12 protein-coding genes are annotated in these 13,759 nt (G+C 72.3%); 7 read left to right on the top strand and 5 right to left on the bottom strand.

The genetic code is table 11. The annotated features are described in order from the left end of the window. Nucleotides 1–88: 88 nt before the first annotated feature. The 3 genes from ACYVID_RS12075 to ACYVID_RS12065 form a co-directional block, all read right to left on the bottom strand. The gene (locus ACYVID_RS12075; protein ID WP_460737323.1) at nucleotides 89–1,501 is read right to left on the bottom strand and encodes a hypothetical protein; all 1,413 of its coding nucleotides are present in this window, start codon (nucleotides 1,499–1,501) and stop codon (nucleotides 89–91) included. 175 nt (nucleotides 1,502–1,676) lie between these two features. Then, nucleotides 1,677–1,892: a DUF5703 family protein gene (locus ACYVID_RS12070; RefSeq protein ID WP_300640876.1), complete on the bottom strand. Its 216-nt coding sequence runs from the start codon at nucleotides 1,890–1,892 to the stop codon at nucleotides 1,677–1,679. A 31-nt stretch (nucleotides 1,893–1,923) separates the two neighbouring features. After that, a complete protein-coding gene (locus ACYVID_RS12065; protein WP_460737321.1) occupies nucleotides 1,924–2,874 on the bottom strand; it encodes an aldo/keto reductase in 951 nt (316 codons plus the stop codon). An 89-nt stretch (nucleotides 2,875–2,963) separates the two neighbouring features. Between ACYVID_RS12065 and ACYVID_RS12060 the strand changes: the two genes are divergently transcribed. Next, nucleotides 2,964–3,788 carry an undecaprenyl-diphosphate phosphatase gene (locus ACYVID_RS12060; RefSeq protein ID WP_460737319.1) on the top strand — a complete coding sequence of 275 codons (825 nt, stop codon included), beginning with the start codon at nucleotides 2,964–2,966 and terminating at the stop codon, nucleotides 3,786–3,788. A gap of 5 nt (nucleotides 3,789–3,793) precedes the next feature. On the opposite strand, the gene corA is transcribed toward ACYVID_RS12060, so the two are convergent. Continuing rightward, nucleotides 3,794–4,774: a magnesium/cobalt transporter CorA gene (gene corA, locus ACYVID_RS12055; RefSeq protein ID WP_460737317.1), complete on the bottom strand. Its 981-nt coding sequence runs from the start codon at nucleotides 4,772–4,774 to the stop codon at nucleotides 3,794–3,796. Between the two features lie 44 nt (nucleotides 4,775–4,818). Here corA and ACYVID_RS12050 point away from each other — a divergent pair, with 44 nt between their 5' ends. From ACYVID_RS12050 to mshC, 4 genes are read left to right on the top strand one after another with little or no spacing between them, the layout of a single operon-like run. Beyond that, on the top strand, nucleotides 4,819–5,556 hold the full coding sequence (locus ACYVID_RS12050) for a histidine phosphatase family protein (protein ID WP_460737315.1): 738 nt from the start codon (nucleotides 4,819–4,821) through the stop codon (nucleotides 5,554–5,556). A 9-nt stretch (nucleotides 5,557–5,565) separates the two neighbouring features. Next, entirely contained in the window at nucleotides 5,566–6,147 is a 582-nt protein-coding gene (locus ACYVID_RS12045; RefSeq protein ID WP_460737314.1) for a DUF3090 domain-containing protein, read from the top strand. 11 nt (nucleotides 6,148–6,158) lie between these two features. After that, the gene (locus ACYVID_RS12040; protein ID WP_460737312.1) at nucleotides 6,159–6,932 is read left to right on the top strand and encodes an SCO1664 family protein; all 774 of its coding nucleotides are present in this window, start codon (nucleotides 6,159–6,161) and stop codon (nucleotides 6,930–6,932) included. 34 nt (nucleotides 6,933–6,966) lie between these two features. After that, a complete protein-coding gene (gene mshC / locus ACYVID_RS12035) occupies nucleotides 6,967–8,214 on the top strand; it encodes a cysteine--1-D-myo-inosityl 2-amino-2-deoxy-alpha-D-glucopyranoside ligase (protein WP_460737310.1) in 1,248 nt (415 codons plus the stop codon). An 84-nt stretch (nucleotides 8,215–8,298) separates the two neighbouring features. Here the strand turns inward: mshC and ACYVID_RS12030 are convergent, their stop codons facing one another. After that, a complete protein-coding gene (locus ACYVID_RS12030; RefSeq protein ID WP_460737308.1) occupies nucleotides 8,299–9,147 on the bottom strand; it encodes a PAC2 family protein in 849 nt (282 codons plus the stop codon). 137 nt (nucleotides 9,148–9,284) lie between these two features. Between ACYVID_RS12030 and metH the strand changes: the two genes are divergently transcribed. Further along, the gene (gene metH / locus ACYVID_RS12025; RefSeq protein WP_460737306.1) at nucleotides 9,285–13,013 is read left to right on the top strand and encodes a methionine synthase; all 3,729 of its coding nucleotides are present in this window, start codon (nucleotides 9,285–9,287) and stop codon (nucleotides 13,011–13,013) included. Continuing rightward, nucleotides 13,006–13,713, top strand: coding sequence for an HAD family hydrolase (locus ACYVID_RS12020; protein WP_460737304.1), 708 nt, complete (start codon nucleotides 13,006–13,008; stop codon nucleotides 13,711–13,713). Before metH ends, ACYVID_RS12020 begins: the two co-directional genes overlap by 8 nt. The last annotated feature ends 46 nt before the right edge of the window (nucleotides 13,714–13,759 follow it).

Genomic DNA, 13,759 nt, shown 5'->3' with positions numbered 1-13,759 from the left:
CCGACCTGGTCGGTGGTGGCCGCCGCCCCCTTTGGGCAGATCCCATGGCCACCACCGGGCAGTTCTCGTGACCGTCAGCGGGCAGGTCTTATGTCCGCCACTGGGCAGTTCCTACTGTCCCTTGACACCGCATCGAGCGGCGCAGCTGCTGGTCCCAGAACTCCTGGGCCCCGCCCTTGGTCCAGTCGATGGCGAAGGTCAGCGCGCCGCGGTTGTTGACGAAGGGGTACGGCTGCCCACTCGGCCCCTCGATCAGCAGGTCGCGCGCGGCCGCCTCCTCGTACCCGGGGTTGCCAGGGGAGTGGAAGGGGTTCCAGTACGCCGAGAGGTGGTAGCCCTGGCGCCGCAGGCGCCCGAAGAGCCGCCGCCCGTCCGGCACCTCCTGCCACCCCTCTACTCCCAGGACGCCCAGCGGCAGGTCGAGACGGCGCGACTCGCGCACCAACGTCCGGAGGTCGTCGGCGACCCGTTGCCCGCCGCTGAAGCCGCCGCCGTTGGGTGCGGCCTCGCCCTCGCCCTCGTTGATCACGTCGACCCACGGCTCGTAGACCCAGGCGGGTGGCGCGCCGGCCCGGCCGACGTCGGCGGTGTGGGCGAGGGCCGAGCGGACCAGGCCGCCGCCGGCCACCGACACCTCGAGCGTGGGCGAGGCCGTGCCCCAGCGGACGCGCCCCGGGTGGGAGGCCGCGAGGTCGAGGCGCCCCAGGTCGGTGCCGCCGGTCCAGGCCGTCCAACCGCGCGAACCGTGCAACGAGGGCTGCACGAGGTACGCCGCCTGGGCACCGTTCGGCGCGGTGTAGTCGCAGCCCACGGTGGCGCAGGACAACGGCTCCACCCGCTCGTCGGAGGCGTTCTGCTGCTCGGTCCAGACGTTGCGCAGCAGCCCGCGCTGGTCGAAGGAGTCCTTGCGCGCACCCATCCCGTAGAGCCCCTCGTCCTCGGGGCTCTCCCAGGTCATGAGGCTGGAGACCGGGGCGGCGAGGGCTCGCAGCTCGGCCGGCGGCTCCACACGGATCCGTGCACCGCCACCTGGGAGTCGCTCGGCCCTCAACCGGGCGGGCGAAAGGCCGGGAGCGTCGGTCGACACGTCGAGGGCGATCGCCGCCGGGCGACCGCTGCCGCCTGCGGACTCGACGCGGGTGACCTCGACCAGCGAGACGACCGCACCGGCCTCCGCGCCGAGCATGCGGTTGCCGGTGAAGAGCGGCAGAGGCCAGGAGAGGCCGGGGGAGGCCCCCACCACGAAGCCCACGGCAGGGAAGGCGCCGGCCGGGCCGAGGGGTTCGACCGGCATCGGACCGTCGAGGCCCGGCACCCGCACCGGGGGACCCTGGACTCCCGCGACGGTCGCGAGCGTCGTATGACCCGAGCGGTCCAGGAGGCGCACGCGGAACGGGTCGCGCTCGACCACGAGGGTCTGGCCGTGGCGCAGCTCCAGCCGCACCGCTTCGTCGCCCCTCCGAGCCGACGTCCCCCGCTCCTCGCCCCCGGAGGACAGCATGGTCGGCGAGGCACTCCGCGTCGGGCCGGGCGCGGCGACCACGGGTCCCGAAGGCACCGCTGCGAGCGCGAGAGCGGTCACGGAGCCCGCGACGAGAGCTCTCAGCCAGGGACGGCGGGCAGTGGCGAGGGAGCGGGAGGGCACGCGGCGATCAACGAGCACCGGCGTGCCGGGGTCACGCCGTCCGGACCGCGCGGATGATCTTGCGCCGGAGCACGACCCGACGCACCCCGTCGTTGCCGATCCGCACCCGGTCGAGCTCCCAGCCTCCGTGCTCGGCGCGCTCGACGAGCAGCTTGCGCACGACGTTTCGGCTGAGGTCGCGGGAGAAGGCGACGCTCTCGAACTCCCACTCCACCCCGTTGCGGAGGGGTCGTCGGTCGGCTCTCATCAGCCCTCCCGTCACGTGCCGGTGAGGCGGGTCAGTCCGCGCTCACGTCGTCCAGCGCCGCCACGATCTCGGGCGGCAGGGTGAGGTCCTCGACGCTGAGGGCGGTCCGCAGCTGGGCCGCGGTCCGGGCTCCCACGATAGGTGAGGTCACGCCGGGACGGTCGCGGACCCACGCGAGCGCGACCTGCACGGGGGAGAGGTCCAGCCCCTCCGCGGCGCGGCAGACCGCCTCCACGACCGCCACGGTCCGCTCGTCGTCGAGGTAGGGCTGCACGAAGCGGGAGAACTGGCTGGTGGCGGCCCGGGAGTCGGCGGGCGTGCCGGTGCGGTACTTCCCGGTCAGCACCCCGCGGCCGAGCGGGGACCAGGGCAGCACACCCAGGCCCATCGCCTGGGCGGAGGGCAGCACCTCGTGCTCGACGCCGCGGTTGACCAGGGAGTACTCCACCTGGGTCGAGGCCAGCCGGACCCGCCCCGGCAGCGCGGCCTGCCAGGTCGCGGCCTGGGCGGTCTGCCACCCGGAGTAGTTGGAGATGCCGACGTACGACGCACGGCCGCTGGTCACCGCGAGGTCGAGCGCGCTGAGCGTCTCCTCGAGCGGGGTGCGGGGGTCCCAGGTGTGGACCTGCCACAGGTCGACGTGGTCGACGCCGAGCCGGCGCAGGGACGCGTCGAGGGTGGGGAGCAGCGACCCGCGCGAGGCGTCGACGTGGGTGCGCCCGTCGCGGGCGCTGATCGCCGCCTTCGTGGCGATGACGACCTCGTCGCGGTGCACGACGTCGCCCAGGAGCGAGCCCAGCAGTGCCTCCGACCGCCCCTCGGCGTACGCCGCCGCGGAGTCGACCAGGGTGCCGCCCGCCTCGACGAAGGCGACGAGCTGGTCGCGCGCCTCGTGCTCGTCGGTGTCGCGACCCCACGTCATCGTGCCCAGGCCCAGCCGGGAGACCCGGAGCCCGGTGGCTCCCACGGATCGCTGCTGCATGGCAGCAGAACCTATCGGCAGCAGCCGCCCGGACCCGCCTCGGCTCGCCGTGCACGCGCACGGGCGTGCCACCCCTAGGCTTGCTGCCCGTGCTCGACCTCCTCAAGGCCGTCGTCCTCGGGACGCTGCAGGGACTCACGGAGTTCCTCCCCATCTCCTCCAGCGCCCACCTCCGGATCTTCCCCGAGCTGTTCGGGTGGGGGGACCCGGGCGCGGCCTTCACCGCGGTCGTGCAGATCGGCACCGAGCTGGCGGTGCTCATCTACTTCCGCGAGGACATCTGGCGGATCGGCTCGACCTGGGTGCGCTCGCTGTTCCAGGCGGAGTACCGCGGGCACCTCGACGCCCGGATGGGCTGGTTCATCATCGTCGGCTCGCTGCCGATCGTCGTGCTCGGGATCCTGCTCAAGGACCTGATCGAGCAGGACTTCCGCAGCCTGTGGATCGTCGGGACCACCCTCATCGTCTTCGGCGTCGTCCTGGGGCTGGCCGACCGCTTCGGGCGCAACGACCGGCCGATCAAGAAGCTCACGCTGCGCGACGCCGTGCTGATGGGCATGGCCCAGGCGATGGCCCTGGTGCCCGGGGTCTCCCGCTCCGGGGCGACCCTGTCGATGGGCCGGATCCTCGGCTACGAGCGGGCCGCGGCCACCCGGTTCGCGTTCCTGCTCGCCATCCCCGCCGTCGTCGGCGCCGGCGTCTTCCAGCTCAGCGAGATCCCCGACGGCGACAACGCCTACGGCTGGGGCCCGACGATCGTCGGCACCGTCGTCTCCTTCGTCGTCGGGTACGCCGTCATCGCCTGGCTCCTGCGCTGGGTCACCACGCGCACCTACACCCCGTTCGTGGTCTACCGGGTCGCGCTCGGCGGGGCCGTGCTCGTGCTGCTGTCGACCGGCGTCCTGGCCGCCTGAGCGGCCTACAACCACCCCGAGCGCCGGAAGAACCACCACAGCAGCCCCGACACCCCGCCCATGAGGAGCAGCGCGAACGGGTAGCCCAGGGTCCAGTCGAGCTCGGGCATGACCCGGAAGTTCATGCCGTAGATCCCGGCGATCAGCGTCGGCACGACGACGAGCGCGGCGCCGGCGGAGATCTTGCGCATGTCGTCGTTCTGCTGCATCTGGATCCGGGCGACGTGGGCGTCGAAGGCCGTGGACAGGAGCGCGTCGAGGGTGTCGACGGCCTCCGCTGCCTGGTTGAGGTGGTCGAGGACGTCGCGGAAGAAGGGACCCGCGTCGACGTCGACGAGCTCGACCTCGCCCAGCGAGAACCTGCGCGTCGGCTCGCGCAGCGGCATCACCGCGCGGCGGACCTCGGCCAGCTCCCGCTTCAGCGTGTAGATGCGCATCGAGTCGTTGGTGCGGCGCTCCGAGAAGACCGACTCCTCCACCTCGTCGACGTCGACCTGCAGCTCGTCCATGACGTCGCGGTACCCGTCGACCACCCGGTCGCAGATCGCGTAGACCACCGCCGACGGACCGTGCTCCAGCACCTGCTCGTGGCTCTCGAGCTCCAACCTGGCCGACGCCAGCTCCGAGCCGTGGCCGTGGCGGACCGAGACGACGAAGTCGCGACCGACGAAGAGGTTGATCTCGCCGGTCTCGACCGCGTCCTCCTCGTCGACGTACCAGAGGGTCTTGAGGACGAGGAACAGGCTGTCGTCGTAGTGCTCGAGCTTGGGTCGCTGGTGGGCCTTGACCGCGTCCTCGACCGCGAGCGGGTGCAGGTCGAAGGCGTCGGCGACGTGGCCGAGCTCGTGCTCGTCGGGGTGGTGCAGGCCCACCCAGACGAACCCGCCGCCGTCCGCGGCGAGGTGACGGAGCCGGTGGTAGTCGTGGGCACCGCAGTCGACCTCGACCCGGTGGCCACCGCGGTAGACGGCGCTGTCGACGATCACGCGCCTCACGCTAGCGCCGCGACCCCCTGGCTAGAGTCCAGGACATGGCCACCGTCGTGCTCGTCCGCCACGGCCGCACCACCGCCAACGCCTCGGGCGTGCTGGCAGGTCGCACCCCCGGGGTCCGCCTCGACGACCACGGGAGGGGACAGGCCGAGCGCGCCGGCGCCCGGCTCGCGGGCGTGCCCGTCGTCAAGCTGGTCACCAGCCCGCTGGAGCGCTGCAAGCAGACCTCCAAGCTCGTGCTGGCCGCGCAGCAGGGTGACCCGGCGGTCGTGACCGAGCGCGGCATCACCGAGTGCGACTACGGCGACTGGCAGGGCCGCACGCTGAAGGAGCTGGCCAAGGAGCCCTTGTGGCGCACCGTCCAGGCCCACCCGTCGGCTGCGGCGTTCCCCGGCGGGGAGTCGATGGCCACGATGCAGGCCCGCGCCGTGGAGGCCGTACGCCGCCACGACGCCCTCGTGGAGGCCGAGCACGGCCCGCACGCGGTCTGGGTGGCCGTCAGCCACGGCGACATCATCAAGTCGGTGCTGGCCGACGCGCTCGGCATGCACCTCGACCTCTTCCAGCGCATCTCCGTCGACCCCGCCTCGCTGTCGATCGTGCGCTACACCGAGCAGCGGCCCTACGTCCTGGCGAGCAACACCCACGAGGGCGACCTGTCCTGGCTCAAGCCCCCCACCAAGAAGGGCCGCTCCCGCAAGTCGGGCGGCTCGACCGATGCCGCCGTGGGCGGCGGCGCCGGTCCGGGGGAGCCCACCGCTGGGGCCCGCGCCTAAGGTGGCGGCATGCCCCTGGTCCACGGATTCGACCCGCCCGAGCGCTTCGTCGCGGGCACCGTCGGCCCGCCCGGCTCCCGCACCTTCTTCCTGCAGGCCCGCACCGGCAGCCGCCTCGTGAGCGTGGCCCTGGAGAAGCAGCAGGTCGCCGCGCTGGCCGAGCGGATCGACGAGCTGCTCGACGAGGTCATGGACAGCGGCACCGAGGCCGTCATCCCAGCGGTCGCGCCGCTGGCGCTGCAGGACAACGACCCCCTCGAGCAGCCGATCGAGGAGGAGTTCCGCGCCGGCACCATGACCCTGTCCTGGGACCCGGGTGACGAGCGGGTGGTCATCGAGGTCTTCCCGTTCACGGAGGCCGCCGTGGTGAGCCCCGACCAGCTCGGCGAGGACCAGGACTTCGAGGAGCCCGAGCCCGACGAGGTGCTGCTGGTCCGGGTGCCGGCCGGCGTCGCCCGGGCGTTCGTCCAGCGCAGCGAGAGCGTGCTGGGTGCCGGCCGACCCACCTGCCCGTTCTGCGGCGAGCCGATCGACCCGGAGGGCCACCTGTGCGTCCGGGCCAACGGCTTCCGCCGCCGCGACCCCGTCTGAGGCAGGCAGCCGTGCTCGAGGGCGAGCTCGTCCTGCACGGGCGGGTCATGCCCGCCTCCAACGCGACCTTCGTGGGGGCCGTGCGCACCCCCGACGGCGACGTGCGCGTGGTCTACAAGCCCGTGGCGGGGGAGCGCCCCCTGTGGGACTTCCCCGGCGCCGTGCTGGCCGACCGCGAGGTGGCCGCCCACCTGGTCGCCGAGGTCTTCGCCGGCGACGCCTTCCGGTGCCCCGTGCCGCTCACCTGGCTCGGCGAGGGCCCGCACGGCCCGGGGATGTTCCAGGAGTGGCAGGAGCCCGACGAGTCCCAGGCGGCCGTGACGCTGGTCCCCGAGGACGAGCTGCCCGAGGGCTACCTCCACGTCTTCGACGGCTACGACGCGCACGACCGCCCCATCTCGCTGGTCCACGAGGACACCGACGCCCTGCGCAGGGTCGCGGTGCTCGACGTGATCCTCAACAACGCCGACCGCAAGGGCGGCCACGTCCTGGAGATGCCCGACGGCCACCGCTACGGCATCGACCACGGGATCGCCTTCCACCACGAGCACAAGCTGCGCACCGTGCTGTGGGGCTGGGCGGGCGAGCGCCTCACCGCCGTCGAGACCGCCGCGGTCACCCGGGTCCGCGAGGCCCTCGCCGGGGCCCTCGGCGACGCCCTCGCCCCGCTGCTCACCGCCCTCGAGATCGACTGCGTGCGCCGCCGCTGCGACCGGCTGCTGCAGGTCGGGGCGCTGCCGTTCCCCGGTGGTGGCGGGCCGGCGATCCCCTGGCCGCCCTTCTGATCCTCGGAGGAGAGTCCCCGTCTAGGCTCGCCCCATGCGCGCCTGGTCTGCTCCTGCCGTCCCGGACCTCGGGGTCACAGCCCCACCGGTGTCCGTCCACGACACCGCCACCGGGGGCCGGATCGTGCTGGAGCCGCAGGAGGGTGCCTCCTCGGCCCGGCTCTACGTCTGCGGCATCACGCCCTACGACGCCACGCACATGGGGCACGCGGCGACGTACGTCGGCTTCGACCTGCTGCACCGCGCCTGGATCAACGCGGGCCACGCGGTCACCTATGTGCAGAACGTCACCGACGTCGACGACCCGCTGCTGGAGCGTGCCACCAAGGTCAAGGTGGACTGGGTCGAGCTGGCCGAGCGCGAGACCGAGCTGTTCCGCCAGGACATGACGGCACTGCGCGTCCTGCCGCCGCAGCACTACGTCGGCGCGGTCGAGTCGATCCCGCTGGTCGTCGACCTGATCCAACGGATGGAGGCGGCCGGCGCGGTCTACCGCGTCGAGGACGACCTCTACTTCTCCGTGACCGCCGACCCGGCCTTCGGCGCCGAGTCCGGCCTCGACCGGGCCGCCATGCTGGAGATCTTCCCCGAGCGTGGGGGCGACCCCGACCGCCCGGGCAAGAAGGATCCGCTGGACTGCGTCGTCTGGCGCGGCGAGCGCCCGGGAGAGCCCTCGTGGGAGAGCCCGTTCGGCCCCGGCCGGCCCGGCTGGCACGTCGAGTGCACCGCCATCGCGTGGGAGCACCTCGGCGGCACCCTCGACGTGCAGGGCGGCGGTTCCGACCTGGTCTTCCCGCACCACGAGATGTGCGCGGGGCACGCCCACGTCGCGACCGGTGGCACGCCCTTCGCCCGGGCCTACGCCCACGCCGGGATGGTGGCCTACGACGGCGAGAAGATGTCGAAGTCGCGCGGCAACCTGGTCTTCGTCTCGGCCCTGCGCAACTCCGACGTCGACCCGATGGCGATCCGCCTGACGTTGCTGCAGCACCACTACCGCAGCGACTGGGAGTGGACCGACGCCGAGCTCTTCGACGAGGTCGACCGCCTGGCCCGGTGGCGCCGGGCGCTGGCCCTCGGTGCGGGCGCGCCCTCCGAGCCGGTGGTGACCGGGGTCCTGGCGGCGCTGGCCGACGACCTCGACGCCCCGCGTGCGGTCGCGCTCGTGGACGCCTGGGCCGACGCGACGCTGGGCACCGGCGGCCTGGCCGACACCTCCGACCCGCACGCCGCGGTCCGGATCCACCTGCTGCTCGACGCTGCGCTCGGCCTCTCGCTCTGACCCACCGCGGGTCGAGGTCGCGCGGGTCCGCGTTCCTCCGCCGGTCGAGGTGCGCGGGGCGTCAGCGACAAGCCACGAGACCCGTCAGTCGTCGTCCTCGCGCCGCTTGAGGTAGCGCTCGAACTCGCGCGCGATGGCCTCGCCGGAGGCCTCCGGCAGGTCGGCGGTGTCGCGGGTCTGCTCCAGGGAGCGGACGTAGTCGGCGACGTCCTCGTCCTCCTCGGCCAGCTCGTCGACGCCGCGCTCCCAGGCCCGCGCGTCCTCGGGGAGGTCGCCGAGCGGGATGGAGGTCTCCAGCAGGTCCTCGAGCTGCCCGACGAGCGCCAGCGTGGCCTTGGGGCACGGCGGCTGGGCGACGTAGTGGGGGACCGCCGCCCAGTAGGAGACGGCTGGCATGTCGACCCGGACGCAGGCGTCCTGGAAGACCCCGACGATCCCGGTGGGTCCCTCGTAGGTGGACTGCTCGAGCTTGAGGCGGTCGACCAGCTCGGGCTCGGTCGCGGTGCCGGTGACCGGGATGGGGCGGGTGTGCGGGGTGTCGGCGAGCAGCGCCCCGAGCGTGACGACCATCTCGCCGCCGAGCTCGTCGGTGGCGGCGAGCAGCTCGGCACAGAACTGGCGCCACCGCATGTTCGGCTCGATGCCGCGGATGAGGATCACGTCGCGACCCAGGTCGGGCGGGGAGGCCACGGCGATCTGCGTGGTCGGCCAGGTCAGCCTCCGGTGTCCGTGGTGGTCGGTGCCCACGACCGGCCTGTTGACCTGGAAGTCGTAGAAGTCCTCGGGATCCACGGCGCCGACGACCCGGGCACCCCAGACGCGCATGAGGTGGTCCACCACGGAGGAGGCGGCGTCCGCGGCGTCGTTCCAGCCCTCGAAGGCAGCGATGACGATGGGGTCCACCAGCTCCGGGGCGTCGTCGATCTCGATCACCCGTCCACCCTAGGCGGCACGACGCCGGCGACCGCGGCGATTTCGGTCCGCTGGGCCGCAGTGTCACGATCTGGGAAGGCCGTCCAGCCTCCGGACACCCTTCCTACGCTGGAGATCCCGACCGCGAGAGGACCCGCGTGAGCACCGACTGGCGCCCCGATGTCACCGACGAGCTGCGCCGTGTGCTGGCGGAGCGGATCCTGGTGATCGACGGCGCCATGGGCACCGCGATCCAGCGCGACCGCCCCGACGAGGCCGGCTACCGCGGCGAGCGGTTCAAGGACTGGACCGGCGAGGACCTCCAGGGCAACAACGACCTGCTCACGATCACCCAGCCGGCGATCATCGAGGGCATCCACCGCGAGTACCTCCTCGCCGGTGCCGACGTCATCGAGACCAACACCTTCAACGCCAACGCGATCTCTCTGGCCGACTACGGCCTCGAGGAACTCGCCTACGAGCTCAACCTCGAGTCCGCACGGTTGGCGCGCCGGGTGGCCGACGAGGTCGCCACGCCCGAGAAGCCGCGGTACGTCGCCGGCGCGCTCGGCCCCACGACCCGCACCGCCTCCATCAGCCCCGACGTCAACGACCCCGCGGCGCGCAACGTCACCTGGGACGACCTCGTGCCGGCGTACACCGACGCGATCCGGGGCCTGGTCGACGGGGGAGCGGACCTGCTCTTCGTCGAGACCATCTTCGACACCCTCAACGCCAAGGCCGCCATCTTCGCCCTGGAGACCTTCTTCGAGGAGGCCGGGCGGCGCTGGCCCGTCGTGGTCTCCGGCACGATCACCGACGCCTCCGGCCGGACCCTGTCGGGCCAGACCACCGAGGCCTTCTGGAACTCCGTGCGCCACGCCCGGCCGCTGGCGATCGGCCTCAACTGCGCGCTGGGTGCCCGCGAGATGCGGCCCTACGTCGCCGAGCTCTCCCGGATCGCCGACACCTTCGTCTCGGCCTACCCCAACGCCGGCCTGCCCAACGCCTTCGGCGAGTACGACGAGGTCGCCGAGCAGACCGCCGGCATCATCCGCGAGTTCGCCGAGTCCGGCCTCGTCAACCTGGTCGGTGGCTGCTGCGGCACCACCCCCGAGCACGTGGCGGCGATCGCCCGCACCGTGGAGGGCCTGGCCCCCCGCACCGTCCCGACCGTCGAGCCCGCGATGCGCCTGTCGGGCCTCGAGCCGTTCACCATCGACGCCGACAGCCTCTTCGTCAACGTCGGCGAGCGCACCAACATCACCGGGTCCGCGCGCTTCCGCAACCTGATCAAGGCCGGCGACTACGACACCGCCCTGTCCGTGGCGGCCCAGCAGGTCGAGAACGGCGCGCAGGTCATCGACGTCAACATGGACGAGGGCATGATCGACGGCGTCGCGGCCATGGACCGCTTCCTGCGCCTGGTCGCCTCGGAGCCCGACATCTCGCGGGTCCCGCTGATGGTCGACTCCTCCAAGTGGGAGGTCATCGAGGCCGGTCTCAAGACCGTCCAGGGCAAGCCCATCGTCAACTCCATCTCGATGAAAGAGGGCGAGGAGGCCTTCCTCGCCCAGGCGCGCCTGTGCCGCAAGTACGGCGCAGCCGCGGTCGTCATGGCCTTCGACGAGGACGGCCAGGCCGACAACCTGGAGCGCCGCAAGGCGATCTGCGAGCGGGCCTACCGGCTGCTCGTGGACGAGGCGGACTTCCCGCCCGAGGACATCGTCTTCGACCCCAACGTCTTCGCGGTCGCCACGGGCATCGAGGAGCACGCGTCGTACGGCCTGGACTTCATCGAGGCGACCCGCTGGATCAAGCAGAACCTGCCCGGCGCGAAGGTCTCCGGCGGCATCTCCAACGTCTCCTTCTCCTTCCGCGGCAACAACCCCGTGCGCGAGGCGATCCACGCGGTCTTCCTCTTCCACGCGATCCGCGCCGGCCTGGACATGGGCATCGTGAACGCGGGCGCCCTGGTGGTCTACGACGAGGTCGACCCCGAGCTGCGGGAGCGGATCGAGGACGTCGTCCTCAACCGTCGTCCCGACGCCGCCGAGCGGCTGCTGGAGATCGCCGAGGCGCACAACCAGTCGGGCGAGCAGGCCGAGGCCGTCACCGAGGCTTGGCGCGAGCTGCCCGTGGCCGAGCGGGTCACCCACGCCCTGGTCAAGGGCATCGACGCCTTCGTCGAGGTCGACACCGAGGAGTTGCGCCGGGAGATCGACGCCCGCGGCGGCCGCCCGATCGAGGTCATCGAGGGCCCGCTCATGGACGGCATGGACGTCGTCGGCGACCTCTTCGGCTCCGGGAAGATGTTCCTCCCGCAGGTCGTGAAGTCGGCGCGGGTCATGAAGAAGGCCGTCGCCTACCTCATCCCCTACATCGAGGAGGAGAAGCGGACCAACCCCGCCCTCGCCTCGCAGAAGGACACGAACGGCACGGTCGTGCTGGCCACGGTCAAGGGCGACGTCCACGACATCGGCAAGAACATCGTGGGCGTCGTGCTGGCCTGCAACAACTACGAGGTCGTCGACCTCGGCGTCATGGTCCCGGCCCAGAAGATCCTCGACGCCGCCCAGGAGGTCGGCGCCGACGTCATCGGCCTCTCCGGGCTCATCACGCCCTCGCTGGACGAGATGGTCGCCTTCGCCACCGAGATGCAGCGGCTCGGCATGGACATCCCGCTGCTGATCGGCGGCGCGACCACCTCGCGCGCCCACACCGCGGTCAAGGTCGACCGCAAGTACGACGGCCCCGTCGTGTGGGTCAAGGACGCCTCGCGCTCGGTGCCGACCGTCTCCGCGCTGCTGAACCCCGAGCGGCGCAAGGCGCTCATGGAGACCGTCCAGGAGGACTACGACGCGCTGCGGGCCCGGCACGCGGCCAAGAGCGACCGCCCGCAGCTGTCCTACGCCGACGCGGTCGCCAACGCCACCCCCGTCGACTGGACCGGCTACGTCCCGCCCGCGCCCAAGACGCCCGGCGTGCACCTGCTCGAGGACTACGACCTGGCCGAGCTGCGGGAGTACATCGACTGGCAGCCGTTCTTCAACGCCTGGGAGATGAAGGGCAAGTTCCCCGACATCCTCAACAGCCCGAGCCACGGCGAGGCCGCGCGCAGGCTCTACGACGACGCCCAGCAGATGCTGGACACGATGATCGCGGAGAAGTGGGTCCGCGCCCACGGTGTCTACGGGCTCTGGCCGGCCAACGCCGACGGCGACGACGTGGTGGTCTGGGCCGACGACTCCCGCACCGAGAAGCGCGCGGTCCTCCACCAGCTGCGCCAGCAGGGCCAGCACCGCGACGGCATCCCCAACCGCTCGCTGGCCGACTATGTCGCGCCGGTCTCCACCGGGCTCGCCGACCACGTCGGTGGCTTCGCGGTGACGGCCGGCATCGGGCTCCCCGAGCGGGTCAAGGCCTTCCGCGACGACCTCGACGACTACAACGCGATCCTCGTCGAGGCGCTCGCGGACCGGCTCGCCGAGGCCTTCGCCGAGCGGCTGCACCAGCGGGTGCGCACCGAGTTCTGGGGCCACGACGCCGCCGAGACGCTCTCCAACGAGGACCTCATCGCCGAGAAGTACGCCGGCATCCGGCCCGCCCCGGGCTACCCCGCCTGCCCCGACCACACCGAGAAGCTCACGCTGTGGGACCTCATGGACGTCGAGGCCAGCACCGGCATCGAGCTCACCGAGTCGATGGCGATGTGGCCGGGCGCCTCGGTCTCGGGCGTCTACTACAGCCATCCGGAGAGCCAGTACTTCGTCGTCGGCCGCCTCGGCCGGGACCAGGTGGCGGCGTACGCCGAGCGCAAGGGCTGGACGCTCGCCGAGGCCGAGAAGTGGCTCTCGCCCAACCTCGGCTACGACCCCGATGACTGAGCCGGCACCGCAGCCCGAGACGTCCGGCCTGCCGGCGGCCGTCCTGTGGGACATGGACGGCACCCTCGTCGACACCGAGCCCTACTGGATCGCCACCGAGATGGCGATGGCGCGGAAGTACGACGCCACGTGGACCCACGAGCAGGCGCTGCAGCTCGTCGGGAACGACCTGCTGGAGTCGGGTCGGGTGATCAAGGAGGCCATGCGACTGCCGCAGTCGCCGGCTGAGGTCGTCGAGGAGCTGCTCGACGGGGTGGTGGCGCGGGTCGAGGAGTCGGTGCCCTGGTGTCCCGGAGCGGTCGAGCTGCTGACCTCGCTGCGCGACCTCGAGGTCCCGTGCGCCCTGGTGACCATGTCCTACGAGCGCTTCGTCGCGCCGATCCTGCGCCAGCTCCCTGAGGGCACCTTCCCGGTCGTGGTGACGGGGGAGAAGGTCGGCAACGGGAAGCCGCACCCCGAGCCCTACCTCACCGCGGCGGCCGCCCTCGGCCTGGACCCCGCCGACTGCGTGGCGATCGAGGACTCGGGCACCGGTGCCACCTCGGCAGAGGCCGCCGGCTGTGCGGTGCTGGTCGTGCAGAACCACGTCCCCGTGCCTGCCGGGCCGCGCCGGGTCTTCCGCGAGACCCTCGCCGGGCTCGGTCCCGCCGACCTGGCGGCGGTCCTCGCCGACGTACGCCAGGGCGTCTCCGCCTCCTGAGGTCGACCTGCCCGCCGCAATGACTAGGTGAAGGGGCCGATCCGTA

The sequence above is a fragment of the Nocardioides ginkgobilobae genome (assembly GCF_054781275.1).
Note: the sequence above shows the minus strand (reverse complement) of the source record. Positions and strands in the feature narration are given on the sequence as shown.

What these genes read in the sequence shown, in the direction of transcription:
- ACYVID_RS12065 (WP_460737321.1), bottom strand. Translation starts at nt 2,874, where the DNA reads ATGCAGCAGCGATCCGTGGGAGCCACCGGGCTCCGGGTCTCCCGGCTG.
- ACYVID_RS12050 (WP_460737315.1), top strand. Translation starts at nt 4,819, where the DNA reads ATGGCCACCGTCGTGCTCGTCCGCCACGGCCGCACCACCGCCAACGCC.
- ACYVID_RS12045 (WP_460737314.1), top strand. Translation starts at nt 5,566, where the DNA reads ATGCCCCTGGTCCACGGATTCGACCCGCCCGAGCGCTTCGTCGCGGGC.
- ACYVID_RS12020 (WP_460737304.1), top strand. Translation starts at nt 13,006, where the DNA reads ATGACTGAGCCGGCACCGCAGCCCGAGACGTCCGGCCTGCCGGCGGCC.
- ACYVID_RS12075 (WP_460737323.1), bottom strand. Translation starts at nt 1,501, where the DNA reads ATGCTGTCCTCCGGGGGCGAGGAGCGGGGGACGTCGGCTCGGAGGGGC.
- mshC (WP_460737310.1), top strand. Translation starts at nt 6,967, where the DNA reads ATGCGCGCCTGGTCTGCTCCTGCCGTCCCGGACCTCGGGGTCACAGCC.
- ACYVID_RS12070 (WP_300640876.1), bottom strand. Translation starts at nt 1,892, where the DNA reads ATGAGAGCCGACCGACGACCCCTCCGCAACGGGGTGGAGTGGGAGTTC.